This is a genomic window from Sulfurimonas sp. HSL3-2 (genome assembly GCF_039645965.1).
In the GTDB taxonomy this organism is placed as follows: Bacteria; Campylobacterota; Campylobacteria; order Campylobacterales; family Sulfurimonadaceae; genus Hydrocurvibacter; species Hydrocurvibacter mobilis.
Map to the genome: position 1 here is coordinate 2,046,864 of NZ_CP147917.1, position 26,662 is coordinate 2,073,525.

Annotated in this window: 31 protein-coding genes; 8 read left to right on the plus strand and 23 right to left on the minus strand. The window is 39.4% G+C overall.

The window, feature by feature from the left end:
* Positions 1 to 4: 4 nt before the first annotated feature.
* From WCX87_RS10330 to luxS, 13 genes are all read right to left on the minus strand, one after another.
* Positions 5 to 208 (minus strand): cytochrome c oxidase, cbb3-type, CcoQ subunit, encoded by a 204-nt coding sequence (locus WCX87_RS10330; protein WP_345979768.1) that lies wholly within the window; start codon positions 206 to 208, stop codon positions 5 to 7.
* A gap of 9 nt (positions 209 to 217) precedes the next feature.
* Positions 218 to 910, minus strand: a complete 693-nt coding sequence (gene ccoO / locus WCX87_RS10335) for a cytochrome-c oxidase, cbb3-type subunit II (protein WP_345979770.1) — start codon at positions 908 to 910, stop codon at positions 218 to 220.
* A gap of 19 nt (positions 911 to 929) precedes the next feature.
* Complete coding sequence (ccoN, locus tag WCX87_RS10340; RefSeq protein WP_345979772.1) at positions 930 to 2,429, minus strand: cytochrome-c oxidase, cbb3-type subunit I; 1,500 nt, start codon at positions 2,427 to 2,429, stop codon at positions 930 to 932.
* 181 nt (positions 2,430 to 2,610) lie between these two features.
* A complete protein-coding gene (locus WCX87_RS10345; RefSeq protein ID WP_345979774.1) occupies positions 2,611 to 3,405 on the minus strand; it encodes a sulfite exporter TauE/SafE family protein in 795 nt (264 codons plus the stop codon).
* A 79-nt stretch (positions 3,406 to 3,484) separates the two neighbouring features.
* Positions 3,485 to 4,618: a glutamine-hydrolyzing carbamoyl-phosphate synthase small subunit gene (gene carA / locus WCX87_RS10350; protein ID WP_345979776.1), complete on the minus strand. Its 1,134-nt coding sequence runs from the start codon at positions 4,616 to 4,618 to the stop codon at positions 3,485 to 3,487.
* On the minus strand, positions 4,618 to 5,169 hold the full coding sequence (locus WCX87_RS10355; RefSeq protein ID WP_345979778.1) for a DUF507 family protein: 552 nt from the start codon (positions 5,167 to 5,169) through the stop codon (positions 4,618 to 4,620). The genes carA and WCX87_RS10355 overlap by 1 nt, the downstream gene beginning before the upstream one ends.
* A gap of 54 nt (positions 5,170 to 5,223) precedes the next feature.
* Positions 5,224 to 5,829 (minus strand): DUF805 domain-containing protein, encoded by a 606-nt coding sequence (locus WCX87_RS10360; protein WP_345979779.1) that lies wholly within the window; start codon positions 5,827 to 5,829, stop codon positions 5,224 to 5,226.
* The gene (locus WCX87_RS10365; protein ID WP_345979780.1) at positions 5,830 to 6,351 is read right to left on the minus strand and encodes a MotE family protein; all 522 of its coding nucleotides are present in this window, start codon (positions 6,349 to 6,351) and stop codon (positions 5,830 to 5,832) included.
* Complete coding sequence (locus WCX87_RS10370) at positions 6,348 to 6,770, minus strand: flagellar export protein FliJ (RefSeq protein WP_345979782.1); 423 nt, start codon at positions 6,768 to 6,770, stop codon at positions 6,348 to 6,350. The genes WCX87_RS10365 and WCX87_RS10370 overlap by 4 nt, the downstream gene beginning before the upstream one ends.
* A gap of 64 nt (positions 6,771 to 6,834) precedes the next feature.
* Positions 6,835 to 8,082 carry an adenylosuccinate synthase gene (locus WCX87_RS10375; protein ID WP_345979784.1) on the minus strand — a complete coding sequence of 416 codons (1,248 nt, stop codon included), beginning with the start codon at positions 8,080 to 8,082 and terminating at the stop codon, positions 6,835 to 6,837.
* Positions 8,079 to 8,936 (minus strand): ATP phosphoribosyltransferase regulatory subunit, encoded by an 858-nt coding sequence (locus WCX87_RS10380; protein ID WP_345979786.1) that lies wholly within the window; start codon positions 8,934 to 8,936, stop codon positions 8,079 to 8,081. The genes WCX87_RS10375 and WCX87_RS10380 overlap by 4 nt, the downstream gene beginning before the upstream one ends.
* On the minus strand, positions 8,933 to 10,039 hold the full coding sequence (locus tag WCX87_RS10385; RefSeq protein ID WP_345979788.1) for an alanine--glyoxylate aminotransferase family protein: 1,107 nt from the start codon (positions 10,037 to 10,039) through the stop codon (positions 8,933 to 8,935). The genes WCX87_RS10380 and WCX87_RS10385 overlap by 4 nt, the downstream gene beginning before the upstream one ends.
* A gap of 132 nt (positions 10,040 to 10,171) precedes the next feature.
* Positions 10,172 to 10,687 (minus strand): S-ribosylhomocysteine lyase, encoded by a 516-nt coding sequence (gene luxS / locus WCX87_RS10390; protein ID WP_345979790.1) that lies wholly within the window; start codon positions 10,685 to 10,687, stop codon positions 10,172 to 10,174.
* Between the two features lie 100 nt (positions 10,688 to 10,787).
* Between luxS and WCX87_RS10395 the strand changes: the two genes are divergently transcribed.
* The gene (locus WCX87_RS10395; RefSeq protein ID WP_345979792.1) at positions 10,788 to 11,558 is read left to right on the plus strand and encodes an undecaprenyl-diphosphate phosphatase; all 771 of its coding nucleotides are present in this window, start codon (positions 10,788 to 10,790) and stop codon (positions 11,556 to 11,558) included.
* 171 nt (positions 11,559 to 11,729) lie between these two features.
* Here the strand turns inward: WCX87_RS10395 and rdgB are convergent, their stop codons facing one another.
* The gene (gene rdgB / locus WCX87_RS10400; protein WP_345979794.1) at positions 11,730 to 12,332 is read right to left on the minus strand and encodes an RdgB/HAM1 family non-canonical purine NTP pyrophosphatase; all 603 of its coding nucleotides are present in this window, start codon (positions 12,330 to 12,332) and stop codon (positions 11,730 to 11,732) included.
* A gap of 119 nt (positions 12,333 to 12,451) precedes the next feature.
* Between rdgB and WCX87_RS10405 the strand changes: the two genes are divergently transcribed.
* Positions 12,452 to 13,768, plus strand: coding sequence for an MFS transporter (locus WCX87_RS10405; protein WP_345979795.1), 1,317 nt, complete (start codon positions 12,452 to 12,454; stop codon positions 13,766 to 13,768).
* A 66-nt stretch (positions 13,769 to 13,834) separates the two neighbouring features.
* Here WCX87_RS10405 and WCX87_RS10410 read toward each other — a convergent pair whose 3' ends face one another.
* The 4 genes from WCX87_RS10410 to WCX87_RS10425 form a co-directional block, all read right to left on the minus strand.
* The gene (locus WCX87_RS10410; RefSeq protein WP_345979797.1) at positions 13,835 to 14,185 is read right to left on the minus strand and encodes a DUF3147 family protein; all 351 of its coding nucleotides are present in this window, start codon (positions 14,183 to 14,185) and stop codon (positions 13,835 to 13,837) included.
* 83 nt (positions 14,186 to 14,268) lie between these two features.
* On the minus strand, positions 14,269 to 15,480 hold the full coding sequence (locus tag WCX87_RS10415; RefSeq protein WP_345979798.1) for a molybdopterin molybdotransferase MoeA: 1,212 nt from the start codon (positions 15,478 to 15,480) through the stop codon (positions 14,269 to 14,271).
* Positions 15,477 to 15,923, minus strand: a complete 447-nt coding sequence (locus tag WCX87_RS10420; protein ID WP_345979799.1) for a molybdenum cofactor biosynthesis protein MoaE — start codon at positions 15,921 to 15,923, stop codon at positions 15,477 to 15,479. The genes WCX87_RS10415 and WCX87_RS10420 overlap by 4 nt, the downstream gene beginning before the upstream one ends.
* A gap of 2 nt (positions 15,924 to 15,925) precedes the next feature.
* Positions 15,926 to 16,147, minus strand: a complete 222-nt coding sequence (locus WCX87_RS10425) for a MoaD/ThiS family protein (RefSeq protein WP_345979801.1) — start codon at positions 16,145 to 16,147, stop codon at positions 15,926 to 15,928.
* Between the two features lie 89 nt (positions 16,148 to 16,236).
* Here WCX87_RS10425 and WCX87_RS10430 point away from each other — a divergent pair, with 89 nt between their 5' ends.
* Genes WCX87_RS10430 through WCX87_RS10440 form a run of 3 tightly spaced genes read left to right on the plus strand, consistent with a single transcriptional unit; the run spans position 16,237 to position 19,922 of the window.
* On the plus strand, positions 16,237 to 16,878 hold the full coding sequence (locus tag WCX87_RS10430) for an MqnA/MqnD/SBP family protein (RefSeq protein WP_345979803.1): 642 nt from the start codon (positions 16,237 to 16,239) through the stop codon (positions 16,876 to 16,878).
* A 24-nt stretch (positions 16,879 to 16,902) separates the two neighbouring features.
* Positions 16,903 to 17,835, plus strand: a complete 933-nt coding sequence (locus WCX87_RS10435; RefSeq protein ID WP_345979805.1) for a cytochrome c peroxidase — start codon at positions 16,903 to 16,905, stop codon at positions 17,833 to 17,835.
* Complete coding sequence (locus WCX87_RS10440) at positions 17,832 to 19,922, plus strand: EAL domain-containing protein (RefSeq protein ID WP_345979807.1); 2,091 nt, start codon at positions 17,832 to 17,834, stop codon at positions 19,920 to 19,922. The genes WCX87_RS10435 and WCX87_RS10440 overlap by 4 nt, the downstream gene beginning before the upstream one ends.
* Here the strand turns inward: WCX87_RS10440 and WCX87_RS10445 are convergent.
* From WCX87_RS10445 to recA, 5 genes are read right to left on the minus strand one after another with little or no spacing between them, the layout of a single operon-like run.
* Positions 19,919 to 21,181 carry a malic enzyme-like NAD(P)-binding protein gene (locus tag WCX87_RS10445; RefSeq protein ID WP_345979808.1) on the minus strand — a complete coding sequence of 421 codons (1,263 nt, stop codon included), beginning with the start codon at positions 21,179 to 21,181 and terminating at the stop codon, positions 19,919 to 19,921. The genes WCX87_RS10440 and WCX87_RS10445 overlap by 4 nt on opposite strands.
* A 40-nt stretch (positions 21,182 to 21,221) precedes the next feature.
* Complete coding sequence (locus WCX87_RS10450) at positions 21,222 to 21,875, minus strand: AMIN domain-containing protein (RefSeq protein ID WP_345979809.1); 654 nt, start codon at positions 21,873 to 21,875, stop codon at positions 21,222 to 21,224.
* 40 nt (positions 21,876 to 21,915) lie between these two features.
* Entirely contained in the window at positions 21,916 to 22,194 is a 279-nt protein-coding gene (locus WCX87_RS10455; protein ID WP_345979811.1) for a hypothetical protein, read from the minus strand.
* A gap of 47 nt (positions 22,195 to 22,241) precedes the next feature.
* Entirely contained in the window at positions 22,242 to 23,510 is a 1,269-nt protein-coding gene (gene eno, locus WCX87_RS10460) for a phosphopyruvate hydratase (RefSeq protein ID WP_345979813.1), read from the minus strand.
* Complete coding sequence (gene recA / locus WCX87_RS10465) at positions 23,507 to 24,550, minus strand: recombinase RecA (RefSeq protein ID WP_345979815.1); 1,044 nt, start codon at positions 24,548 to 24,550, stop codon at positions 23,507 to 23,509. The genes eno and recA overlap by 4 nt, the downstream gene beginning before the upstream one ends.
* Before the next feature lie 192 nt (positions 24,551 to 24,742).
* Here recA and WCX87_RS10470 point away from each other — a divergent pair, with 192 nt between their 5' ends.
* From WCX87_RS10470 to WCX87_RS10480, 3 genes are read left to right on the plus strand one after another with little or no spacing between them, the layout of a single operon-like run.
* Complete coding sequence (locus tag WCX87_RS10470) at positions 24,743 to 25,606, plus strand: MqnA/MqnD/SBP family protein (RefSeq protein WP_345979817.1); 864 nt, start codon at positions 24,743 to 24,745, stop codon at positions 25,604 to 25,606.
* Complete coding sequence (gene fliQ, locus WCX87_RS10475; RefSeq protein ID WP_345981112.1) at positions 25,603 to 25,872, plus strand: flagellar biosynthesis protein FliQ; 270 nt, start codon at positions 25,603 to 25,605, stop codon at positions 25,870 to 25,872. The genes WCX87_RS10470 and fliQ overlap by 4 nt, the downstream gene beginning before the upstream one ends.
* Entirely contained in the window at positions 25,873 to 26,661 is a 789-nt protein-coding gene (locus WCX87_RS10480; protein WP_345979819.1) for a UDP-N-acetylmuramate dehydrogenase, read from the plus strand.
* The last annotated feature ends 1 nt before the right edge of the window (position 26,662 follow it).

Below are 26,662 nucleotides of genomic sequence, written 5' to 3' on the forward strand. Positions count from 1 at the left end.
CCTCCTACTTATTTTTTTCATCTTTTGAGATAGGTTCTACCGGAGTATCGTCTATCTCGTCATTTAAAGCGATATTGCCATACTTCTCAAAATCTTTCGTACCTTTTTTTTCACTGCTGTATAGATGATAAATATAACTATATAAAATTACTACCAGCAATACAACTAGTACGAAATAAGCATATCCTTGAAGCTGAACAATATCCACTTTACACCCCTATTTTAAACTGTTTAAATATGCAATTAAAGCTACGATTTCAGGGATTTTTCCTGCTGCAACCATATCTTGTACATTTTTATCTTTCATATCAGCAGTGATCACTTTTGCTTCAGCTAATGCCATTGCATGCGCTTCTGCTACTGAATTTGCCATAGGAACTGTAACTGTACTACCATCTTTCATAGGTACAGGTTTGTTATATGGAACACTGAAAAATTCTGCATTAGTTAACTGAGATGCATAAGCAGTATCAATATCAGCTAAATTTGTGAACATCCAAGCATATGCAGGCATAATTGAACCTGGAACAACACCGGCAGGATCTTTCATATGATTTTCATGCCAGTCAGTAGTACGATAGTTACCAACACGGTGAAGATCCGGACCTGTACGTTTTGAACCCCAAAGGAATGGACGATCATAAGCATACTCACCACTTAAAGAGTAGTGACCGTAACGGTCAGTTTCAGCTTTAAACGGACGAATAAGTTGTGAGTGACAAGCATTACAACTGTTTTTGATGTAAACATCACGACCAGCCATCTCTAAAAGAGTGTATGGCTTAGTACCTACAACCGGTTGAGCCGCTTGAGCGAAGTTTGGCAGAATCTCTACTAAACCAGCAAAAGCAATTACTAAAAACACACCTACCGCAAAAAAGAACGGACGTTTTTCTAACCAATGAAACATATTATTTTCCCCCTTCTTTCTACGCTGCCATAGGAGAAGCGTTTTGTAACTCGCTCTCTTCAACACGACGACCAGCTGTCATAGTTTTATAGATATTCCATGCGAACATTAAGAAACCTATTAAGTATAAAGCACCACCAACAGCACGAATTGTATAGTATGGGTGAAGAGCAGTAACTGTATCGATAAATGAGTAAGCTAAGTTACCGTATTCATCGTGAGCACGCCACATCATACCTTGAGTAATACCAGCGATCCACATAGAAGTGAAGTATAAAACAACACCTAACGTTTGAATCCAGAATTGTGCTGCCATTAATGATTTTGAATATAGTTCACGTTTAAATACACGTGGAGCCATATGGAAAAGTGCAGACATGATCATGAATCCAACCCATCCAAGTACACCATCGTGAACGTGACCGATAATCCAGTCAGTAAAGTGAGCGATCGCATTAACAGATTTGATAGCTTGGATCGGTCCTTCTAATGTTGAGAACATATAGAAAGTAGAAGCAAGGATCATAAACTTGATTAACGGAGACGCTGCAACTTGTTGCCACTCACCCTTCATTGTAAGAAGCATATTTATAGCACTACCCCATGATGGAAGAATTAGAACTACAGAGAAAACAGATCCCATAGTTTGCATCCAATCCGGTACAGTAGAGAAAAGAAGGTGGTGTCCACCAGCCCATAAATAAACAAACATCAATCCCCAGAAAGAAAGTAAAGATAGTTTATATGAATAAACCGCTTGACCAGACTCTTTTGGTAGGAAGTAATAGATCATTGCAACGATAGGAACAGTAAATCCGAATGCAACCGCATTGTGACCATACCACCATTGTACCAACGCATCATTTGTACCTGAGTACATAGAGATAGAGTGATACCATGCACCTATACCTGTTTCACCAGCCGGTGAAGTCGCAAGCATTGTAGGTATTTCCATGTTGTTGAATAGATAAAGCATAGCTATACCTAAGAATGAAGCTATGTAATACCAAACTGAGATATAAAGTGATCTTTCACGGCGAATACCGATAAGACCGAATATACCTAATCCCCAAAGTACCCATACAACAACGATAGCGATATCGATAGGCCACTCAAACTCAGCATACTCTTTTGACGTTGTAACACCAGCGAATAAAGATACAACAACAGCAACAACACCGATTAAATATAACCAGAAGTGTAGTTTTCCAAGGAACATTAATACCTTAGATTCTGCCATTGAAACCTTTAATACACGTTGACCAACGTAGTACCAAGTAGCCCAAATACCACTTAACGTGAAACCAAAAATAACTGCATCTGTGTGCAGTGGACGTAAACGACTAAAGTTTGTAAATTCGTTTAGACCTAACCCGCCTAGTATAGTATTAACACCAGGAAAAGCCAGCTCTGCTGCCAAAATTACACCGATAAGCATACCTACAAAGCCTAATAGAACTGTTGTAAACATGAACATCTTAGCAACTGTATAGTCATACTCTAATGGACGATTTTCCATATATAGCCTCCTTAAAGATTCAAAGCGTAACAGTCTATACACCGTGTATAGACTATAGACAGCATCATAATAGCAGAAGAAATATAAAAATTTAATTATTTATTTGCAATCTCTTTATAGAAATAAAATTTAAGGGAGAATTAATTTTATTGTAGATTATTGTAACACAATGACAAAATTGTCAGTTTTTTGAACCGCATTTTCCCATTCCGCATTTACCCGGTGCACATTTCATTGCAGGACCGCATTTCATCTGAGCGGGTTCTACTTTTTGAACCTCTTCTTTTGTGTTATACCAGTAGTCGAATTGAAGATAAGCTTTATATATGGTCCAAATACCGAAAAGTATGACTGTGAGGGCTGCGAGCTGGATCATAAACGAACGAAATTTTTGTCCGGAGAACAGGCTTATAACAAAAGCGAAACTAAAAAGTGTAGGGATAGTAAAAATACCGAATATAAACATCACCAAAGCACCGTAAAGCGCAGATGACGTAGTCGTCGCAGTTACAAGCATAGTATAGACAAGTCCGCATGGAAGAAGTCCGTTTAACATACCCAGTATAAAGAAACTGCTCTTACTTCCCGAGTTCATCTGATATGTAAACATCTTTTTAAACCAGCTATAGTTGCTTATAGGTACCTCTATAGAGTTTAAAAACTTCAGTTTACCTGCAAAAGAGAGTCCCATAACTACCATTAAGACACCTGCAATAGTGAACATCACAGATCTTGCAAGCGGATTTACTTCCCATAAAGAACCGAAATATCCAAATAGTGCACCTAAGACAGTATAAGTAAAGACACGTCCTAAATTATAAGAGAGATGATATAGAGATTGAGCAAGTTTAGAATCAGTCGGTTTTACCTTAGCCATCGTGTATGTCATAATAAATCCGCCGCACATACCTATACAATGTCCGATAGAGCCAAGAAATGCAAAGCTGATGATCGCGGTTAATTCTAAACTGTTCATTAAGTAATTTCTTTTATTATGATTTTAACGGCTAAGTGTTAATTTTGTGTTAAGTGTTCTCAAAAGAGCAATAAAGCTCTTATCTTTGAGATTTTAAAAGAGAAAGGAATTCACCGAAGATATAACTGCTCTCTTTTGGCCCCGGGCTTGATTCCGGATGGTGTTGAACCGAAAAGATCGGTCCGTCTTTATAGATCAGACCTTCGATAGTGTCGTCAAAAAGATTCATATGCGTCACTTCTGCTATCTCGACAATAGCTTCAGGCACATTATAGTTATGATTTTGTGCTGTGATCTCTACGACTCCGGTTTTCACATTTTTCACAGGATGATTCCCGCCGTGGTGACCGAATTTCAGTTTAAACGTGTCGTATCCGTGAGAGATCGAAAGCAGCTGATGACCTAAACAGATCCCAAACATAGGAATTTTTGCAGCGATCAGTTTTTTTATCTGTTCCTGCTCAGCTTTTAATACAAGAGGATCTCCCGGACCGTTTGATAAGAACACACCGTCGATCTCTTTGTTGTTATATCTTGAGATAAGCTCGTCACCGCTGAATGTGTTTGGTACGACTTCCACTTCTAAGCCTGCTTGCGTAAGTTCGTTTAATATATTTCTTTTTACACCGAAATCTATCGCAACTATTTTAGCTTCAGCTTTTGGAGCATCGTTATATCTGAAGTTAAAAGGATCATATGTTCCGTTTTTATGGACATAACTCTCTTTTGTACTTACTTTTTCTATATAGTTCACATCTTCGATACGAGGAGAACTTTCTAAGATCTTTTTGAGTTCCTCTTTATCGTTTACTTCAGTCGATGCGACCATCATCATCGAGCCCTGCTCTCTGATCATCTTCGTAAGATATCTCGTATCTATGTCACAGATCCCCATAACATTGTGTTTTTTTAGAAAATCAGAAAGAGAACCCTGCGCTCTAAAGTTAGAGTAACGCTCTTGGTACTGACGTACTATCATCCCCTTCGCGTGAGCTGCTGTACTCTCCATATCTTCATCATTAACACCGACGTTACCGATCTCAGTCATCGTAAAAGTAACGAATTGACCTGCGTAAGAAGGATCAGACATGATCTCCTGATACCCGCTCATAGATGTGTTAAAAACTATCTCGCCGACATTTGTCGTGCTTGCACCAAAACTATTTGCTTCTAAAAAAGTTCCATTTTCAAGATATAACCAAACTTTTTGCATTATGCCATCCCTCTTCTTTGTAGCTCTTCATGAAAAAGTTTCTCATAAAGTATCTCATAATCATCTGTACCCGGAATAATAGTGCGTTTATATGAACCGATCTTCTCTCTTACTGCATTTTCAATCTCGTCGTTGTTCGCAATAAATGATGTTATTGAGTTATAGATGATGTTCTTGATACGGTTTTCCGTTACATCAAAATGTATCAGATCCTCTTCGTAAAGCTCATCTAAGATTTTATGTGAAAGGTCAGAGTAACGCTCTTCGTAATTTAGAATGATCCCAAACTCAGGCGCTAGTTTTTTCTTGATCATAAAGAAGAGTTGGCGCTCATCTGCAAGATAAAATTCTATTTGATCTTCATTATCGTCAACGATCTCATGGACCTTCTCTTCTAAAGCCATCTCTTGTTTGATATTCTCTAATAAAACTTTTTCCGCTTCATGTGCTACCGGATCTAAACCCTTAGTCATAGTAACAACACCACTTTTGTTTAAATCTATCGCTATTTTACTTGATATATGTGGTACAGTTTTAAGTGAAACTTTCATATTTAGCCCTATTTAAAATTTTATTATTTTACAATAAAAAAGGTAAAGAAATAATTAGACTTCATCCTTTTTTCTTCGGCAGTAGATATTCCCCTCTTTAACCGTTGGCATAAAGCCGTTCATAACCAGTAAAATAAATCCTCCGACGTACGGGATCAATGAAAAAAGATAATACCAGCCCGACTTGTTTATGTCATGAAAACGCTTGATAGAAGTCACGATATTGATATAGGCCAATGGAAGGAGTACGACTATAAACACACCGGCAAGAACGGCTATATCTGTATCTGACATACGATCTTTTCCCGTACTCATTATTGCGATCATTACCCCGTAAATAGCCCATATCAGAAGAGTTACAAGTGTTATCTTCCAGTACTGCCATCTTGTATAACATCCTTGTGCCGAAAAAAGCTCCCCAAAGCCTTTCTCCTGCTCTTCATAATAGGGCACATCTGCAACCAATATGCTGTTTATACTTTCTGTCAGATATATCTCTTTCGCACTGTTTTGCTCCGTGATGAAATCCGCTTCCATACCGTTTGCTATAAAGATATTGCTCTTTACATCCTCTTTAGTAAAACTGTAACGCTCACCGCTCTCTGAGACTATCAGACCCGTATTCGTCTGAGCATCGAAATGTAAGATTTTCCCCTTCATCTACTCCTCCTCTATCTTTGTCATCAGTGTTGTGAGTTTTGATGCTTTCAGCGGATCCATCTTTGCGAGTATTTTACCTACTACAGCCGGTTTTAAAGAGCTCAGGATCTTAACTGCCGTATCATCGTCAATCTGTGATATAACACCTGCTGCTGCACCCGGTTTCATCTTTGCATAAGTCTGTGAGACCTTGTCCATCTTTGTGTTTTGTATCGTCTCCAAGACTTTCTTGTTTTCTTCTAGCATAGACTTTATAGATGCCTCTTTTTTATTGACGTCATCATACTTTTCATCTATCTTGGCTTCTCTGATATTCAGGTCGTTCTCTTTTTTCTTTAAGAGGTCTTCCGTTGCTATTTTTAATGCATCAAGTGCCTGCTTTTGTTCATCGATACGTTCCAGCTCGACTAAAAGTTCATTTTTTCTGTCTTCAAAGATCTTAGTACATTCAAAAAGTTTATCGTTTTTCTCTATTGCGAAAAGATTTATCGTAATTAGCAGGGCTAAAAGCAGGTATCTCATATATTTCCTTTTCTGTTGTGGGTCATAATAGCTATCTCGTCTAAGTCTTTTGATTCTTGAATGCTTCTTTGCTTTAAAACTTTTTTGACCTCTTCAAGATCCAGATATTTGAACTTTTCATACTCTACGTTCGAATTTTTCAGTTTTATCGCGGCTAGTTCCACTTGTTTGTTTGCAAATGATACCCAATTTTTCTTATCATCCACAATCATTCTTTGAGAGCTGATGTAAGCTCTTGCCGATAACATATCTTGGATTTTGCCGCTTTGGGGGAGTTGTAGGTTTTGGAGTGCAGTGTAAGCTTCCTCTAGAGAAGAGTTCGCTTTATTTAAGTTGGCATTTGCCTGTTCGAATTCACGTTCACACCTGTCTAAATCATTCTTTTTGATTTTAAGAAGTGGCGTGTAACGCGTTTTCATACTCTATCCTCTATGAGTCATGAGGTGAAAATTTCACACTCTTCAACTCGTGAATAATCTTTTTTTATAGAAGTATTGTATCATTTCTGTCAGGAGATGTCGAAATCATACCGATTTTCGTTTGTGTTATCTCTTCAAGAAAGTTCAGATACTCTCTTGCTTCTGCAGGAAGTTCTTCTAAAGTTCTAGCGCCTACAGATTTGCTCCACCCTTTAAAAGTCTTGTAAACAGGTTTTACGTTGTCTAGGTCTACTGGCATATAGTCTATCACTTGACCGTCTACTTCATATGCAACACAAACTTTTATCTCTTCAAAACCGTCAAGTACGTCAAGCTTCATGATACTTAGCGTGTCACAACCGTTTATACGGCTTGCATATTTACATGCAACGGCATCGAACCAGCCACAACGACGAGGGCGACCTGTCGTAGTCCCGAATTCATGACCGTTCTTTCTTAGTATCTCACCGTCATTTCCGAAATCTTCTGTAGGAAAAGGTCCGTTACCGACACGTGTACAGTAAGCTTTTACGATACCTGTAATATGACCTATGTCTTTTGGATTGATACCAAGACCCGTACAAGCACCCGCACTGATAGTCGATGATGACGTTACAAACGGATATGTACCGTGATCGATGTCAAGAAGAGTTCCTTGTGCACCCTCTAAAAGAACTTTTTTGTTCTCGTCTAAAAGGTTCCAAGTCATTTGAGTCGTGTTTGCCAAAAATGGAAGAAGTTTTTCTGCATACCCTTCTAGCTCAGCTTTTAAAGAAGCCTCGCCTTGACACTCGACACCCAGAGCATCAAATACAGCTCTGTTCTGTTCAAAATAATCCATAGCTTTTGCAACAAGTTTATCGATGTCGCGCAGTTCGCCCAGTCTAAAACCTTGACGTGCCACTTTTTCGCTGTATGCAGGTCCGATTCCGCGTCCTGTTGTACCGATAGCTTTTGCTCCGCGAAGTTTCTCTTTTGCCTGATCTATCGCTATATGAAAACTTAGTATCATGTGAGCCGACTCACTTACGAAAAGACGTCCAAGAAGATTCTCAAACTGTTTCATCTCTTTTATAAGTGCTTCAGGAGAGACAACGACACCGTTGCCGATGATGTTGATAGCTTTAGGGTTTAATATTCCAGACGGGATCAGGTGAAGTGCATGAGTCTTACCGTCGACTACTATCGTATGTCCTGCATTATGTCCACCTTGATAACGTGCTACCGCATCATACTTTTGTGCCAAAAGGTCAACGATCTTACCTTTTCCTTCATCACCCCATTGTATTCCTACAATTAAATCCGCTTTCATTTTATATCTTCCTTGCTCAAAGTTTCTATTAAAGTATCTGTATATATTGCAAAGCCTACAGATGTCAGCTCATCATTTTTATATCTTCCGCCGCGCGCATAGATCTCGTTTTTCTCGATCACTCTAAAATAAAGTTCATCGTAGTAAAGCATCGTCGCGTAGTAAAGCGGTGATAGAACGGTGTTATCACATGCAAGTTCACTGCATAGCTCTTTCATCTTTAAAAGCTCTGTTTTTATCATCTGGGGGACTAGGTCTATCACTTCATCGATCTGCTCGACATACTGAAGATAGACAAGTTTGTTTAACCAGTCGACGTTTAGTTTTAGGATCTTCTCTATGTTAATATGACGAAAATCGTCTAGTTCCAGATCATACATCTCGCACAGTATCATAGGGATACGCATATTCGATATCTGGACAAGAGGTTTTAACTCAAGTTTCTGAAATATTTTTATCGCACTACTCATCACACGAGAAAGTGAACTCTCGCCTAAGAACTCTGCTCCTACCTGATACTTTTCAATAGATGGATATCTAAAAACAGGCTGGATGTAAAACCACTTTTTATGAGAGGTGTTACGTCCTAGTCTTTTATCGATAATATGTACTACATCTATCGTAGAGTCTGCACGAAGCGTCATCTTATGGTTTTGCTTATCATTTACACGTACAAGTTCACGTTCATCGGATATGCTTAAATGTTGATGGTATGAGAAAAGCGGTGTCACTATCTCATCAAATCCATCCGCATAAAGTATATCAGATGCGACTTTCTCTATATAACGTTTCTTTTTCGCTGATTCGGCAAAATAGAGTTTACTACCATCTGGTATTTCGTGCTCAAAAATCATAACTGGAAAAACACCTCATTAAATATACGATTAGCCGTTCCGTCATATTTTCTACGACCAAGCTTATCGAGTGCCAGCTCTACGCTGTTTACGACCCAAGCAGCTTCGTACGGAGAGATCAGACCCATCTGGTTGATCCTGAAGATCTTGCTTTTTAGGTGATCTTGTCCGCCTGCTACGTTGATATCGAACTCTTTTTTCAAGATATTTCTTATCTCGTTTGCATTTTCATCATCTATTGTCGTCATAGATTTTGCCGGAACTTTCGGATATACATGCAGACCTAAAGCTTCAAGAGCTTTGATGTTTGCCTCTGCACGGCGAGCTGTCTCAGAGTAAAGTTTCTCTAATCCGCCCTCATCCTTGATTCTCTGAAGAACCGACTCAAGACCGATGATCAAAGTCGTCGCAGCTGTCCACGCAGTCGTGTTTTTATTTTGGTTTTTGATCTCAGTCGCAAGGTTAAAATAGTACCCTCTTCCACTTCCGATCTTCTCTAAAGCAAGTTTGCTTAGACCCATGATCGCAAGTCCCGGAGGAAGCATAAGTGCTTTTTGACTTCCTGCTAACAGACAGTCGATGTTTGTCACGTCGATCGGTTCCACACCGACAGCAGTGATACCGTCAGCGATGATGATGATATCTTTGTTTATCGCTTTAACAGCTGCAGCGATCTCTTCAACACTGTGACGAAGCCCGCCTGCAGATTCACTCACCTGAATAGCGATCGCATCGATACCAGGATTTGCTTTAACAGCTGCTACTACTTCTTCAGCAGATGCCGGCGTATCCCACTCATTTTTGATCTCGATATTTTTTAATCCGTGAGCTACTGCGATCTTTCCAAAACGCTCGCCAAACTTCCCTGAATTGATGTTTAACAAAGTATCTTTACAAAGGTTTGTGACTGCAGCTTCCATCGCTCCAGTACCGCTTGATGAAAGCATAATAACCTCATCCATACCGAATAATTCAAATAAAAGTCCGCGAGTTCTTTCAAAAATCGCTTCAAATTCCGGAGTTCTGTGGTGTAGAGTCTCATCACTCATAGCGTTTCTAACACTTTGAGGAACCGGAGTAGGCCCTGGTGTAAAAAGTAACATTTAGTGTCCTATGTTTAATAAAATAAAAAAACCGTGTATTATAGCTAAAGAAGTATAAATCTTAAATTTAATTGCCTACATGTAAGATAATTTTTTGAAGAGTAAAACTTACATGTAGAAGTGAGGTATATCTTATTTTGCTACTTTGACTAAAGACTCGTCAAGAGCTAACTCTTCGTTACTCATAATGCCGATCCCGCGATCTAGAACCTGTTTTGATATCGCATGTGCTTCTTCAAGTGAGTGCATTTTATATGTCCCGCATTGATAGATATTGAGCTCAGGTATCTCTTCTTGGTTTTTCACATTCAAGACATCCTGCATACTTTTTTCCCAAGCAGCCGCTACAGTCTTTTCATCAGGTGTCCCAAAAAGGCTCATATAAAAACCTGTTCTACATCCCATTGGAGAGATATCGATGATCTCTACATCATCGCTGTTTAAATGATCTCTCATAAACCCTGCGAACAGGTGTTCTAACGTGTGAATACCGCGAGAAGGGATATTGTCCTCGGCGTTCGGACGAGTAAAACGAAGGTCAAAAACCGTTACGTCGTCACCGCATTTACTTTTCATAGATTTTGCAAAACGTACCGCAGGTGCAGTCATCTTTGTATGATCGACTTTAAAACTGTCTAGTAATGGCATAGCATAATTCCTTGACTTATATTTTTAAAATCATAGCAAACCAATACTTAATAAGTTTGGTGGTAGAATTTTACTTCTTAAAAATAAAGGCAGATATCAAATGACGATTTTTGACTCAATAATATTAGGTATCGTAGAGGGGTTTACAGAGTTCTTACCCATCTCATCAACCGGCCATCTTATAGTAGTGAGCGACCTGCTTGGGATCAATCAGACAAGTGTTACAAAAGCTTATGAAGTGATCATCCAGTTTGCCGCCATACTTGCAGTCGTATTTAACTATAAAGACAAGTTCTCACCCAAACATATCTCTTTATGGGTCAAACTTTTTGTCGCATTTCTGCCTATCGGCATCATCGGATTTATCTTCTCACATCAGATAAAAGAGCTCTTTAGCGTGCATATAGTCGCCATCATGTTCATCCTAGGCGGTATCGTCTTTTTGATAGTCGAAAAGTTTTTCATCAAAGATGAGAGCAGACTTATCCAGGATGTCGAAGATGTGACGATGAAACAATCCCTTTTCATCGGGATCGCTCAGGTATTCGCGCTCATACCCGGAACCAGCCGTGCGGGTTCTACCATCATCGGAGCCCTACTGGTAGGACTTAGCAGAAAAGCAAGTGCAGAATTTAGTTTCCTGCTTGCGCTGCCCGTTATGAGTGCCGTGAGTGCGTATGATCTGTTAAAGCATTACAAAGAGTTCAGTGATGCGAACCTAGTAGTTTTACTTGTCGGATTTATAGTCGCTTTTATAGTCGCTTACCTGACAGTCAAGCTGTTCTTGAAGTTTTTGGACAGATTTACATTCGTCTCTTTTGGTATCTACCGCATCCTCTTCGGTATCACATTGCTAACATTTTTCAACTAATGGAATAATTTTTGCTAAATCTGCTTTGAAACTGTTTTATCAGTTCAAAGGAGATGCCGTGCAAACTTGTATGGATTTTAGTTGTAAGCTTACAACTTTTATGCAACGTCTTGAAGTGTCGTTATATCGCTTAAGTCAAAAGTTTTTATGACAACCAGATAAGCAAGGATGCTATATGGTATGCTTTGAAATAGACCTCAAAACGGATTTTGTGTGTTTCAAAGCTTGCGATCTATGTGAAAGACCTTTTTTTGTCTCATCATCCAGTTCCCCTAACGTCTTCTTATAACCCTCAGGAATAAATATAGGATCATATCCAAATCCGTTCTCACCTCTTGGCTCTGTTATTACATCCCCGTACATCCAGCCGTGAATACTGAACTCTGCATCTTTTGTGACTATCGCTATCGCTGCCGTGTAGTGAGCCTTAGAACTTGTCAGTCCTTTTTCTTTTAAAGCATCTACCAGCTTATAAAGGTTATCTTTATCACTCGCATCTACTCCAGCATATCTGGCACTGTATATTCCCGGTTCACCGCCGAGTGCATCTACACTGATCCCGCTGTCATCAGCTATGACTATAACATCTTTGTCATGCAAAGCTTCAAAAACTGCTCTTGCTTTTATAAGTGCATTCTCTTTAAAAGTGCTTCCGTTTTCCTCGATCTCAAAAGGTTCTATAATGTCACTGTAAGCAACAACGTCCATATCTTCATAGATATGTTTTATCTCTCGTACTTTGCCTTTATTTGATGTTGCTAAAACCAGTTTCATCATCTTCCTTATTTTTATCTTTAAAGTTTTTAACTTTTAAATCGTTTACATTCTATAAACTATTTGTGGATTATAATTTGAAACTTCTTAATAGTTGATATATTTAATAAAGGTTTTTGATGCTCAAAAAAGTACTTCCGTTATCCGGAATATTATCACTTCGTTTTTTAGGTCTCTTTTTAGTTCTTCCTGTTCTCTCGGTATACGCTATGACACTAAACGGTGCGACACCGTTACTTGTCGGTATCATCGTAGGTGGATATGCTCTTACACAGGCGATATTTCAAGTCCCGTTTGGCTCTATGAGTGACAAGATAGGACGTAAGCCTACGATCCTCATTGGGCTTATCATCTTTTTGATCGGTTCTGTCATCTCTGCGATGAGTACAGATATCTACATGCTTATGCTTGGACGTTTCTTGCAGGGTGCGGGCGCTATCGGCTCTGTTATCACTGCGATGATAAGCGACCTTGTAGAAGAGGAAGTACGCGGTAAAGCGATGGCTATGATGGGCGGTACGATCGCTCTTAGTTTCGCTCTTGCGATGGGACTCGGTCCTGTCATCGGTGCGCATTTCGGTGTAGATATCCTGTTTTGGATCACGGCCGTTTTAGCTGTGCTTGCAATGGTCCTTCTTTTTACGAAAGTCCCTACTCCTCCAAAGATAAAACATATCTACCATAACAGAACAAGAACTTCTGACATCTTAAAAGATCCGAACCTTTTAAGTATGATCATCATCAACGGTATGCAAAAAGGTCTTATGACGATGGCGTTTGTCATCATCCCTATCATCCTCACTAGCGATAGTTTTCACTGGGCAAAGACAGACCTTTGGATGGCATACGTTCCTGCAATGATACTGGGACTTATAGCGATGGGACCTGCTGCGGTATTTGGCGAAAAACACAACAAACCTAAACAGATATTTTTGATCTCTATCGTGCTTTTTATCGCATCGTTTTTACTGATGGGTCTGACATCTTCAAGTGTTCTTTTTGTAGTAGGAGTAGTGAGTTTCTTTGTCGCGTTTAATATGATGGAGCCCCTCGTTCAGTCAATGATATCGAAGTTTGCAAAAGTACACCAAAAAGGTGCGGCTCTTGGCATCGCTAACTCGTTCGCTTACTTTATGACGTTTGTCGGCGGTACGGCTGCGGGTATGTTCTTAGACTTTTCCAACCGTGAAGTGTTAGGGTTAAGTGCAGCGGCGATAGCATTACTGTGGCTTTTATGGACACTGAAACTGCAAAACCCTACAAAACACTCTCATCTGTATGTCCCGCAAGAGCATGTAGATATGGATAAGTTAAATGCTTTAGAACATGAGCATATTGCAGAGTGGTACATAAACGAGACGGAAAAACTTGTTATCGTGAAATATGTGAGTGAACAGCTTTCTAAAGAAGAGATAGAGGGTAAGATCCTAAAATAGGAAGCTCTTTACAAAAAATCTGACAATGGAAGAGACGTTGTATTATGCAGCTCTTCCACCTCAGATCTACATTTTAATCCCGAATCTTTCAACGATCAAGATCATCAGATAGTACGCTATTATCGTTAGTAAGATCGCAATTCCCATACTCGGGTAAAAGCTCATCCCTTTTTTAATCAGGAAAGGAAATACAAGAAACAGTGTCATCGACGGGGCGATCAGCCAGATGATCCTGTTTGAAAATGCTACTGCAGTATCGCTGCTTTGGGTATCTACATACATCCAAGTCATTGCTAGTATGGACACCAACGGTATCGCCGCTAAAAGTGCTCCTGCCAAACTGCTTCTTTTGCTTATTTCAGATATCAGGACGATCAGAACTGTTGTAATGATGAGTTTTACGATGTAGTAGTACACGGTTTCTCCTTGATGTTTGAGAGAGTGTTTTGAAGTTTTAGGTCTCAATAGCTTTTAAGCTAAAGAGGAGGAAGACAAGACTTTTACAGTCTGTCCAGCAGGATCACATGTACGAGCATTCCCTCTTCCAGATCCGTGTCTTCTTCACCTGTTATCATCAGTGCTGATTTGCTAAGCAGGTTTGTAAGGATAGCAGAAGTCCCCGCTTTTTTGTCTTTAAAATCGACCATTAAAGTTCCATCTTCATTAGTCAGGTTACAAGCGGTGAACTCTGTCTTTCTTGATTTTTTACGAAACGGTTCAGCTAACTTTGCCTCGACGATCGGTAGTTCCGGGTCCATTCCCAAGAAGCGGTAGATCAGAGGGATCGCATAAAGCAGTGCCGTGACCGTTGATGAGTATGCAAAGCCGGGAAGTGCTGCTATGAACTTGTTGTCTCGCTGTGCCAGCATGATGTGTTGACCCGGTTTTATGTTTACACCTTTGTAAACGACTTCGGCACCAAGACGAGGGACGATGTCTTTTACAAAATCATAATCACCGACACTCACACCGCCCGTCGAGATGACGATATCTGCACAGCTGAGTGCGTTTTCAAAACTCTCCATAATGGAGACTTTGTCATCTTTAACGACACCGAGCTGGATCACCTCTGCACCTGCGAGTTTTGCCATCGCTTCTATAGTGTAGTTGTTTGAACTTCTGATCTGTGTCGATGTCTTCGCATCTTCACCAATATCAAGTATCTCGCTTCCTGTAGATATGACGGCCACACGTGGTTTAACCGCGACTTTTACCATCACTTTGTTCAGCCCGGCCATAACGCCTATCTCAGTAAAAGAGATCTTTGACCCTTTTTTGATAAGTACATCACCTGCATTATAACTCTCACCCACAGGACGGACACTCGATCCTATCTGTACGTACTCGTCTATGATGATCTCATCGCCCTCGACCGTGACGTTTTCTATCTGGATAAGTGTATCTGCACCCTCTGGCATTTTTGAACCTGTAAAAGTTTTGATGCAGTACCCGCTTGTCACGATTCTTCGCTCATCGCTTCCGGCAGGGTTATCTCCCAGTATCTTGATACGTCCGAGTTCCTGATCTTGCCCGATGATCGCATATCCGTCCATAGATGCCGTTGGAAACTCCGGAGAAGGCGCCTGGGCTACTATATCTTCTGCCAAGATACGTCCAAGCGCATCGCTTAGAAAGATATTCTCAAAACGCAACGCTCCTACATGTAAGAGGTGAAGCATGTTTTGAGATGCTTCGTATGAAATAAAACTCATTTACCTGCTCCTAAAAGTCCGCTGCCTGCAATGCGTGTCGATCTGTCTTTTGCGTAGACTCTCTCACCGTTGATGATGTCATATTTCCAGATAGGTGCGCTTGCTTTAAAGTCTTCGACAAACTCCTCTATAAGTTCGAGTGCGACACGTCTTTTTGGAGAGAAAACTGCTGCGATATATGATGATGTATGAACCGGAACGTCACCTATGGAGTGAGCCATCACGACTTTGGCACCTCTTTGTTTTGCTTTTTCTTCCCAAGCTTTAAACCAACTCTCAAGTATAGGCTCATAGATATCGAAACTCAGTGCTTCAATGGAGTCTTCATCTCTTACTGTTCCGACAAAAGGGATATATGCACCGTAATTGCTTATCGCTTCGGTCTCATACCATCTTTTTAAGATCTCAGGCACATCCAATGGACCGCTGTATAGCTCCAACATGATCAACCGCCGCAGACAGGAGGCAGAAGTGAAATCTTATCTCCGTCGTTTAATTTTATTTCAAGTGATGATACAAGCATATCGTTAATCGCTACGGCGCTATTTGACAGCCACTCTTTTAGTTCATCGTCTTGATTTAGGATATCGGCGACCTCTTTTAAAGTCTGTGCTTCCAGCTCTAGAGGCTCTTTTTGTATGGGACCTAAAAACTCTACATGTACCATATCTATTCCTTTGCTTTTTGTTAAAGCGATTATATCAAAAAATGTAGCTATAATTGCCTTACGTAAATCAACATCGGGAAATTTTTAATTTGGTTTTTGGCAAAATAGAGTATCTTAATCTTTTACCTTTTCACGTATTTATGAAGCGATTTAGCAGATCAAGCAGAGAAAATATGACGATGGAATACAAAAAAAGTGTTCCCGCAAAAATAAATAACCTTTTTGAAAAAAGAATTGTTGACGCTGCTTTCATATCAAGTATAAAAGCAAAAAAATACAAATATGCAAAGCTTGGGATCATCGCAAAAAAAGAGGTCCTAAGCGTACTTGTGATCCCGCAGGATGACTATAAAAAAGATGTGGAATCCGCGACCTCGAATCTCCTTGCAAATATTTTGGGTATCAAAGGCGAAGTCCTCATTGGCGATAAAGCGTTAAAGTATTATCTTAGCGGAGGACCGCACATTGATCTTGCCAAGGCTTGGAACGATAAATATCATCTTCCATTTGTCTTTGCGCTGCTTGCATACCACAATCATCAAAGCCAGATAAAAAAGATCGAAAAACATTTTTCTAAGACAAGAGTCAAAATACCAAGATATATCCTTGCACGTGCTTCTAAAAAGACAGGAATAAAAGAGGAAGAGATCCTAGACTACCTCAAGAGAATAAGTTACAAACTTGATAAAAAAGCTTCATTGGGACTTAGGAAATTTTATGCATTATCTTAAACAATTTAGTTATAATCTAAATACATGAAATATATATTATTAATCTTTTTCGCCATATCGAATATTGTTTATGCAGCGGAGCCTATCTCTCCTATCCCTTGTAAAGTGACCTATGACCAACAAAAAGCCCTGCTCGGCTACCGTTTGTTTATAGATACGACTCTCTCAAGCGACAGGACTACCTCTTGTTTAAGCTGTCACGATATCTTTGAAGCTGGCGGTGCAGATAAAAATGTCGTATCCATAGGCGTAAAACACAGAATGGGCAATATTCAGTCTCCGACAGTTTTAAACGCATGCTACAACTTCAAGCAGTTTTGGAACGGCAGAGCAAAAAGCCTTGCTGAACAAGCTTCGGGACCGATTCACAATCCACTTGAGATGGATATGAACGCTTCAAAAGTAGAAAAAAGACTAAACGCTTCAAAAGAGTATAAAAAACTGTTTTATGCGGTATATGAAACCGACTCTATTAAATTCTCACAAGTCATCGATGCGATCGTAGAATTTGAAAAAGCCCTTGTTACGCCTAACTCAAAGTTCGACAGATATCTAAACGGAGAGAACACCTTAAGTAAAAAAGAGATCGAGGGATATAACCTCTTCAAGCAGATAGGTTGTATAACCTGCCATAACGGTGTCAATATCGGCGGGAATGCGATGCAGAAGTTCGGTCTGTTTCAAGAGTATAAAAATGCCCGTCCATACCCCGATCTTTACTCTATCACGAAAGACCCTGCTTATAAAAATGTATTTAAGGTCCCAACGCTGAGAAACATCGCACTAACAGCACCCTATCTTCACGACGGATCTGCAAAAGATCTAAAAGATGTAGTCGAGCAGATGGCAAAGTATCAGCTGGGGACGAAACTCTCCGATGATGAGATAGATAAGATCATCCTCTTTCTTCAAACTTTAAACGGTCAGACTCCAAAGATATTGAGCCAAAAGCTATGAATCTTTTTAAAAATATCTTTTCTATCTCTATAATCGGCATTATTTTATTTTATGCACTTATAGCGTTTTACAGATATGAACAAAAATTTTCTTCACAACAAAGAAGTTTCATTTCATCTCTTAATGAATTAAACAGACACAACTCTGACCTAAAATACAATATCCTTCAAAGTTCTATCTTCGCTTATTATAATCAAGACGATACGACAAACCATGTAACATTATTGGAACAAAGCTACGAAAAACTACAAAACGAACAGATATTAAATAATAAAAACTACGCTCAAGTAAAGAAGGATATAACAGACCTAAGACCCGTCATAGATAAAAAAATGGATGATATTAGAAAATTCCTTATCATCAATGCAGGGATAAAGAACTCTTTTATCTTTTTGTCCAGACACGCTTCAAGAAGTCAACATTATTTTAGTGCAAACGATTCGATTCATGAACAGATAGATTCACTTATGGCCCTGTTCTCAAATGCCAGAAGAATACAGGACAACAGCTATATCAGCAAGGATTCGAAAGTCTTATTTACTAATGAACATCTGACGCAGAAACAAAAAGAGTATATAAAGACATTTAATCTTCATGCATCATATCTGCTTCAAAACTTCAACCAATTTATAAAACTTGTCGATAAGATCTTAGATGATACGATAGATGACAAAACAGATATTATCGCTGAAGAGTTTGCAAAGAGTTCACAAAAAGATATGCAGGCGCTTAACTACTTTGCAGTAACGCTGATCACTGTTTTACTTCTGCTTATAGTCACTATCATCTATCTGTTTATAAAGATCTGGCAAGAAAACAAGCTTCTTAAAACAGCACGGTATGACTTAGACTATTCACTTACTCATGACAAACTTACAGGTCTATATAACAGAAACGCTTTTGAAGAGATGATATCAGAAGCTGACAATAAATTCACATTGCTTCTTATAAACATAGACAAATTTAAACAGATCAACGATCTTTACGGCAACAGCATCGGAAATAAACTTTTAAAAGAGGTATCCAGGTTTATACAGTTTGACTCATTAAAATATTTTCATACGAAATATTTTAGACTTGGAGGAGACGAGTTCGCGGTACTAGTCCAGAACCTGCCGATAAAAGAAGCAGAAAATATTGCCAACTCTTTAGCAAGAAGTATATCTTTACACCATTTTATTATCTCTGACATCAGCATAAACCTGAGTGTCTCCATCGCCATAAACAACAAACGTCCTCTTCTGGAAAATGCAGATATGGCACTAAAACATATAAAAAGTTTTCCGGAGATAAGTTCTATCGTATTTGATGAAAAGATGAATCTTCTTGAAAAAATAAAGAAAAATATCGAAATCATTACTCTAGTAAAAGAAGCTGTCAGGGATAACAGGGTTATCCCGTATTTCCAACCTATTTTAAATGTAAAAACAAAAAAAATAGAGAAGTATGAAGCTCTTGTAAGGATCATCAATCATGACGGAACATTAGTCATGCCGTTTGACTTTTTGGAGATCATTAGAAAGACATCCGTATATAAAGACATAACAAGGATCATGATAAACAAAGTCATAGCGATCGCTAAAGACAAACCCTATAGATTTTCTATCAACATCTCCATGCAGGATATCTCAAACGATGAGTTGATGCGGGTTTTCTTTACACAATTAGAACTCAATAAATCTTCGAACTTTCATCTGGACATCGAACTTTTAGAGACTGAAAATCTATATGATATTAAGAGAATAGAGAAGTTTATAAACGATGTAAAACAGTATGGATGTAAAGTACTTATAGATGACTTTGGAACAGGTTATTCAAACTTTTCCTATTTTTCATATCTCGATATCGATAGTTTAAAAGTCGACGGCTCGATCATCAAAGAGATCATCAAAGATGATAAGAAGCTGCAGATACTAAAAGCGATCAACAGGTTTGCTTTTGCCATCGATGTAGAAACTGTGGCTGAATTTGTCGAAAACAGAGGGATATTTGACAAGATAGAAGAGGTAGGCATAACCTACGCTCAAGGATATTTTATAGGCAAACCGTCACCTGATCTGCTCAAAGACGACAGTTTTACCGTTTAAACCCTGCTGGAAAGCTCTCTTTTATATGCTTCGAGATCAAACTCTTTTAGTGCAGATGAACCGCTTTTTATGGCAGCCTCGGCAACTGCGGAACTGACCTCGACTATCAGTCTTTTGTCAAAAGGTTTTGGAATGATATACTCTCTTCCAAAGAGAAGTTTCGTGTCATATATCTCATTGAGATACTCCGGAACCTCTTTACATGTAAGCTCGGCTAGCGCATATGACGCCGCTAGTTTCATATCTATATTGATCTTTTTTGCCCGTACATCCATCGCCCCTCTAAATATAAAGGGAAAGCCTAAGACATTGTTAACCTGATTTGGCAGATCGCTTCTTCCTGTGGCGATGATGGCATCGGCTCTCGCCGCTCTTACATCATCAGGGAATATCTCAGGAACCGGATTTGCCAGCGTAAAGACGATGGGGTCCTTTGCCATCTTTTTAATATGTTCTGTTGTAAAGGTACCCGGACGCGAAAGACCGACTACGATATCCGCACCTTCAAAGACTTCATCCTGCGTCATCACTTGTTCGCACATAAACTCTTTTTTGTATTCATTTATATCATCTCTTTTTGAGTGTACGACACCTTTTGAGTCTATCATGTAGATCGTCTTGACACCCAGATGTCTGTAAAGTCTTGCACAGCTGATCGCGGCTGCTCCTGCACCTACTACGACTATCTTTAGATCCTCGATATCTCTTGATGTTATCTTGCAGGCATTGATGATCCCAGCCGCACTAATGACAGCCGTACCGTGCTGATCATCATGCATTACGGGGATATCAAGTCTCTCAACCAAACGTCTCTCTATCTCGAAACACTCGGGGGCTTTGATGTCCTCTAAATTTATCCCTCCAAAAGTCGGAGAGATAGCTTCTACGACATCACAAAATCTGTCTATATCTTTGCTGTCTACTTCTATATCAAATGAATCAAGTTTACTGAATTTTTTAAACAGTATCCCTTTGCCTTCCATGACGGGTTTTGAAGCAAGAGCTCCGATATCACCAAGCCCCAAAACGGCTGTACCGTTTGAAATGACTGCCACAAGATTTGATTTTGCAGTATATTTATAAGCATTATCGGGATCTTTTTCTATCTCAAGACACGGGACTGCAACACCGGGAGTATATGCAAGACCTAAGTCTTTTTGTGTCTGCATAGGTTTAGTAGGTTCAACCGATATTTTACCGGGACGGGGAAACTGATGATAATCTAGAGCTTCTTGATCGCTGATCTTTATGTTTGACATGAGTACTTCCAAAAGTGGTTTTACTCATTATAACAGATAATCAATAGCAATCTAATATATAGCTGTTATCATCCTTTTTCAAATCATATTTATACTGTCCGTCAAGTTCTATAACTACTCTGTAGTATCCCTTATGGTTTCCGATACGGACATTTTTATATATAGATCTTTTGAACTTTTTTTGATACGATCTAAAATCCGCATCTCTTTTAAAGTCGACTACGATCCTATATGGATCAAGTAACATAAAACTGCGTATCTTCTTATCTTTAGTCATTATCTTTAGTTTTTTTCCGCTTACAGCAAAGGAGATAAATTCATAATCTGCAATTTTTTTGAACTCTTGCTCTTTTTTTACTGTTGACTGCTCTTTTAATATAGGGTGTTCTTTTTCTGCAGTATCATTTGTATATGATTGAGAGATAAAGATCGGCAGATGCCAGTCTATAGAGTTGTCAAGCGATATAGATTTTTTTTCAATAGAGCCGTCAAGGTTTATGTATTCAACAGATACTTCTCTTACTATTCTGGCACTCGATGGAAGTGTAATAGTCGCACGTTTAAGTGGATCATGCTGTTTTACTTTGTTAGTGGATATAGAAAGATTTTGTGAGTCTTGTGTTGGAAAGAATGGGTTTTCTCTCGCATTCAGCGATAAGATCAATGATATAAGTAAGACTATACTTTTAAACACTCGAACCCTTTTTATGTAATAATGAAGTTATTATAGCAAATTATTGTGCGGTAATCTCTTTTAATTCAAAATACTCTCTTTGCTTCTGTGCATTTTGTTTTTTTAGAGTATGTATCTCATCTTTTAAGTAGTCATGATAATCATCAAGCTTCATAAGTACCTCTAAAGAGTTTGTTCCATACAGTAAGCTGCCGATATAGACACCTGAAAATAAAACAATAAAAAGTGCGATTAGGAATTTGCCGATTGAAAGACCGAGATATTTCTCGGTAATCGATTGTGAACTATCTATCTCATCATACAGTTCGTCATGATTCATAGTTTCACCTTAGCTGCAAGCATTTGATAGGAGTAGTTCCTATCAAATTAGTTAAAAAGTTGTGAACCTAAATATTCACCGTATACGATCTCGTTTTCTATCTCTAGTAAACGGTTGTATTTTGCAGTTCTTTCACCGCGAGCTGTAGAACCTGTTTTGATCTCACCACAGTTAAGTGCAACTGCAAAGTCAGCGATAAATGCATCTTCACTCTCTCCAGAACGGTGACTCATAACACATTTGTAACCGTTTCTCTGAGCTAAACGAACAGTTAACATCGTCTCGCTTACAGAACCGATCTGATTTGGTTTGATAAGGATAGCGTTTGCTATCTCTTTTTGGATACCTTCGTTTAATATAGCTGCATTTGTAACAAAAAGGTCATCACCGACAAGTTGAACTTTATCTGCAAGTTTTTCAGTAAGAACTTTCCATCCAGCCCAGTCATCTTCGCTTAGACCGTCTTCGATTGAAACGATCGGGTATTTTGAACATAGGTCTTCGTAGTACGCTACCAGTTCTTCTGAAGTAACAGTTCTGTTTTCAGACTCTAAACGGTAACCGCCCTCTACTACTAACTCAGATGCAGCGACATCAAGAGCGATAGCGATATCTTTTCCTGCTTCATATCCTGCTTTTGCGATAGCTTCCATAATAACTTGGATAGGCTCTTCATTTGAACTTAGATCCGGTGCAAAACCACCCTCGTCACCAAGTGCAGTATTGTGATTTTTTGCTTTTAGAATAGCTTTTAGATTGTGATATACCTCTGCTGAAGCTTTTAGTGCATCTGTGAAATCCTCAAATCCGATAGGCATGATCATATACTCTTGAAAATCAACAGAGTTGTCTGCGTGGCTTCCACCGTTGATAATGTTTAGCATCGGTGTAGGCATAACCATTGCATTAGCACCGCCAAGGTAACGGTAAAGAGGCATTTTTAAGCTTTTTGCCGCAGCACGAGCCACTGCCATAGAAACACCAAGTACTGCATTAGCACCTAAGTTTCCATAGTTTTCAGTCCCGTCAAGCTCTTTCATAGTCGCATCCACCATCGCTTGGTTAAACGGACTCATTCCGATCAGACCGTCAGCGATATGAGTGTTTACGTTTTCAACAGCTTTTAAAACACCTTTACCCATGTAACGCTCATCGCCGTCACGTAGTTCTAACGCTTCTCTTTTACCTGTACTTGCTCCTGAAGGAACAATAGCGCTTGCACTTGTACCGTCACTTAACTCTACTGTAGCTTTTACCGTTGGATTCCCGCGTGAATCCATAACCTCGATTGCACTAACATTATCTATAAAAATCATATATCTAAATCTCCTTCATCTATGTCTGATACGTCCATGGTCATAAGTGTACTCATCCCCATAGCGTTTTTAATTTTATCTTCTATCTCGCGAGCCAGTTCAGGCTCGTCTTTAAATTTTTGTTTAACGTTTTCGCGTCCCTGTCCAAGTTTGACGTCTTCATACGAGAACCAGGCACCGCTTTTGTCGATGATGTCTAATTTTACACCATAATCGACTAATTCGCCCTCTTTTGAGATTCCTTCTCCAAACATAATATCAAATTCTGCCTGACGGAAAGGAGGTGCTACTTTATTTTTTATCACTTTTGCTTTTACGCGGTTCCCGATCTGACTCTCACCCTGTTTAAGTGAAGCGATACGTCTGACGTCTATACGCACAGATGCGTAGAACTTCAGTGCGTTTCCGCCTGTTGTAGTCTCAGGTGAACCGTAACCCATCATACCGATCTTCATACGGATCTGGTTGATAAAGATCACCGTACAGTTCATCTTATGTAAAATACCCGTAAGCTTACGAAGTGCTTTTGACATAAGACGTGCTTGTACACCGACATTTTGATCCGACATCTCACCTTCGATCTCAGATTTCGGCGTAAGTGCCGCGACCGAGTCGATAACGATAAGATCGACTGCCCCGCTGCGCGCTATTGTTTCAACGATATCAAGTGCCTGCTCGCCGTAATCCGGTTGTGATACAAGCAGATTATCTATATCTACGCCAAGATTTTTAGCATAGACGACATCAAGGGCATGCTCAGCATCGATAAATGCACACACTCCGCCGTTTTTTTGACACTCTGCAGTTATCTGCAGTGCCAAAGTCGTTTTACCAGAACTCTCAGGTCCATATACTTCGACTATACGTCCTTGAGGGACTCCGCCTATACCAAGAGCCAGGTCAAGCCCTAATGAACCTGTACTTATCGCTTTGATAGGCTCGATCTCTTTATCGCCGAGTCTCATCAAAGTACCTTTTCCAAAGGTTTTATCTAACTGTTTTAATGCTAAGTCTAATGATTTTTGTTTGTTTGCATCCATTTTATCGCTCACTTATTTGGGATGTACCCAGAAATTTATTAGACTAATCATATTTCAATATGAAATATATTTTCAAAAATATTGCATTTTGTCATATTTTATCTTATATGTATGCATTACCTATAAAATAATGTGTAATTTTAGCGTTATTTGGTTAAAATTAAATTGATTTACAACTTAATGGATTTAACTTTGAAAAAAATGCTAATTGCTCACTCACCAGACGCCGATGATATCTTTATGTACTATGCTATAAAGTTTGGCTGGGTCGGTATGAATAATGTCAGTTTTGAGAATATTGCACTTGATATAGAAACACTTAATGAAGCGACTTTAAAAGGGACTTACGACATCGCTGCCATCAGCTTTGCACTTTACCCGCATGTTAAAGATGAGTATGCACCGCTGCGTACGGCCGTCAGTTTCGGCGAAGGGTACGGACCGAAACTCATCAAACTAAAAGGTACGAAACTAAAGCGTAACTTTAAAGTCGCACTGAGCGGAAAATATACGACGAATGCGATGCTGTTTCGTATTGCTTACCCTGATGCACGCATCACGTATATGAATTTTTTAGAGATAGAAGACGCAGTAAAAAGCGGGAAAGTAGATGCGGGTGTGCTTATACATGAAAGCATCCTCACATATGCAGACGAACTTGAAGTAGAACGCGAGATATGGGACGTTTGGCAGGAACTTTCTGGCGGAGGTCTGCCACTTCCTCTTGGAGGGATGGCGATACGCCGTTCATTACCGCTTAATAAAGCGATAGAGTACGAGAAGACTTTGACTAAAGCGGTCGATGTCGCACGTCAGCATAAAGAGAGACTCTCGAAAATGCTGATCGAGCGTGATCTGGTACGTGTAGATGCACCTACACTGGACAAATACCTGGAACTTTATGCGAATGATGATTCTGTAAGTCTTAGCCAAATACAATTGCAAGCAATAGACAAGCTCTATGAGTTAGGTTACAAGCACGGTTTTTACGATATGCCTGTAAAAATAGAGGATTACCTGATCCCTACACAATATGAAAGTCTGAGAAACTCATAATGGATTCGCAGCTCTTAGCACTCGGTGTTCAAACATTTAAAATAGCCCTTTTGCTTTCGCTGCCGGGGCTATTAGTCGGTATGCTTATCGGTCTTGGGGTCAGTATTTTTCAAGCTACGACTCAGATCAATGAGATGACTTTGAGTTTTATTCCCAAGATCATCGGCGTCGTTATCGTTATCATCCTCACTATGCCTTGGATGATGAATGAGATCAGTGACTTCTCTATAGAGGTCATAAACATGATACCTACTTTTGTTCACTAAATGATGATTAAAAAGATAAATTTTAAACAGTTCAGTTCTATCAAGATCGGTCAAGAGGTCGATGTGCTGATGATAGAAGATTTTGACTATCCAAAAGAGCACTATCTTCTCGGGGCTTCAAATAATGTACTTATCGGTACAAACCCTCCTCCGCTTATGATGCTCAGTAAAAAATATGACTACATTAAAATAGAAGACGATTCTTTGGTCATAGGTGCTGCGACACCAAGCGGAAAGATCGTCTCTTTTTGTAAAAAGCACGATATCGCCGACTTTGAGTTTGTCTCCCGTCTACCCGGGACTTTAGGCGGAATGCTCAAGATGAATGCAGGACTCAAAGAGTTCGAGATCTTTAACAATCTTGGTTCCATCATCACTAAAGAGGGTGAAATAAAAAAAGAGCAGATCGACTACGGCTACAGATACACCGACATAAAAGATGTGATATTTGAAGCAAGATTTGAACTGAGCAGCGGTTTTAGTCAAGAGAAGATGGAACTTTTTACTAATATGCGCTCAAACCAGCCGCGTGAATCAAGTGCAGGAAGCTGTTTTAAAAACCCTGAGGGAGATTATGCAGGACGCTTGATAGAAGCCGTAGGACTCAAAGGAAAACGTCTGGGAGACATGGAGTTTAGTTCCGTTCATGCAAACTTTTTAGTCAACCACGGTAACGGAAGATTTGAAGATGCCGTCGAGCTGATACATCTTGTAGAAGAAAAAGTCAAAGATGAGTTCGGAGTCCATCTTCAGCGTGAGATAATCATCGTCGATAAAACTTACATGTAAG

Coding starts and splice junctions, on each gene's coding strand:
- WCX87_RS10480 (WP_345979819.1), top strand. CDS start 25,873: ATGATGATTAAAAAGATAAATTTTAAACAGTTCAGTTCTATCAAGATC.
- WCX87_RS10360 (WP_345979779.1), bottom strand. CDS start 5,829: ATGAAGGGGAAAATCTTACATTTCGATGCTCAGACGAATACGGGTCTG.
- WCX87_RS10395 (WP_345979792.1), top strand. CDS start 10,788: ATGACGATTTTTGACTCAATAATATTAGGTATCGTAGAGGGGTTTACA.
- WCX87_RS10440 (WP_345979807.1), top strand. CDS start 17,832: ATGAATCTTTTTAAAAATATCTTTTCTATCTCTATAATCGGCATTATT.
- WCX87_RS10385 (WP_345979788.1), bottom strand. CDS start 10,039: ATGTTACTTTTTACACCAGGGCCTACTCCGGTTCCTCAAAGTGTTAGA.
- WCX87_RS10445 (WP_345979808.1), bottom strand. CDS start 21,181: ATGTCAAACATAAAGATCAGCGATCAAGAAGCTCTAGATTATCATCAG.
- recA (WP_345979815.1), bottom strand. CDS start 24,550: ATGGATGCAAACAAACAAAAATCATTAGACTTAGCATTAAAACAGTTA.
- luxS (WP_345979790.1), bottom strand. CDS start 10,687: ATGCCATTACTAGACAGTTTTAAAGTCGATCATACAAAGATGACTGCA.
- WCX87_RS10420 (WP_345979799.1), bottom strand. CDS start 15,923: ATGTTGGAGCTATACAGCGGTCCATTGGATGTGCCTGAGATCTTAAAA.
- ccoO (WP_345979770.1), bottom strand. CDS start 910: ATGTTTCATTGGTTAGAAAAACGTCCGTTCTTTTTTGCGGTAGGTGTG.
- WCX87_RS10380 (WP_345979786.1), bottom strand. CDS start 8,936: ATGATTTTTGAGCACGAAATACCAGATGGTAGTAAACTCTATTTTGCC.
- ccoN (WP_345979772.1), bottom strand. CDS start 2,429: ATGGAAAATCGTCCATTAGAGTATGACTATACAGTTGCTAAGATGTTC.
- carA (WP_345979776.1), bottom strand. CDS start 4,618: ATGCAAAAAGTTTGGTTATATCTTGAAAATGGAACTTTTTTAGAAGCA.
- eno (WP_345979813.1), bottom strand. CDS start 23,510: ATGATTTTTATAGATAATGTTAGTGCAATCGAGGTTATGGATTCACGC.
- WCX87_RS10375 (WP_345979784.1), bottom strand. CDS start 8,082: ATGAAAGCGGATTTAATTGTAGGAATACAATGGGGTGATGAAGGAAAA.
- rdgB (WP_345979794.1), bottom strand. CDS start 12,332: ATGAAACTGGTTTTAGCAACATCAAATAAAGGCAAAGTACGAGAGATA.
- WCX87_RS10405 (WP_345979795.1), top strand. CDS start 12,452: ATGCTCAAAAAAGTACTTCCGTTATCCGGAATATTATCACTTCGTTTT.
- WCX87_RS10455 (WP_345979811.1), bottom strand. CDS start 22,194: ATGAATCATGACGAACTGTATGATGAGATAGATAGTTCACAATCGATT.
- WCX87_RS10415 (WP_345979798.1), bottom strand. CDS start 15,480: ATGAGTTTTATTTCATACGAAGCATCTCAAAACATGCTTCACCTCTTA.
- WCX87_RS10345 (WP_345979774.1), bottom strand. CDS start 3,405: ATGAACAGTTTAGAATTAACCGCGATCATCAGCTTTGCATTTCTTGGC.
- WCX87_RS10365 (WP_345979780.1), bottom strand. CDS start 6,351: ATGAGATACCTGCTTTTAGCCCTGCTAATTACGATAAATCTTTTCGCA.
- WCX87_RS10435 (WP_345979805.1), top strand. CDS start 16,903: ATGAAATATATATTATTAATCTTTTTCGCCATATCGAATATTGTTTAT.
- WCX87_RS10425 (WP_345979801.1), bottom strand. CDS start 16,147: ATGGTACATGTAGAGTTTTTAGGTCCCATACAAAAAGAGCCTCTAGAG.
- WCX87_RS10355 (WP_345979778.1), bottom strand. CDS start 5,169: ATGAAAGTTTCACTTAAAACTGTACCACATATATCAAGTAAAATAGCG.
- WCX87_RS10370 (WP_345979782.1), bottom strand. CDS start 6,770: ATGAAAACGCGTTACACGCCACTTCTTAAAATCAAAAAGAATGATTTA.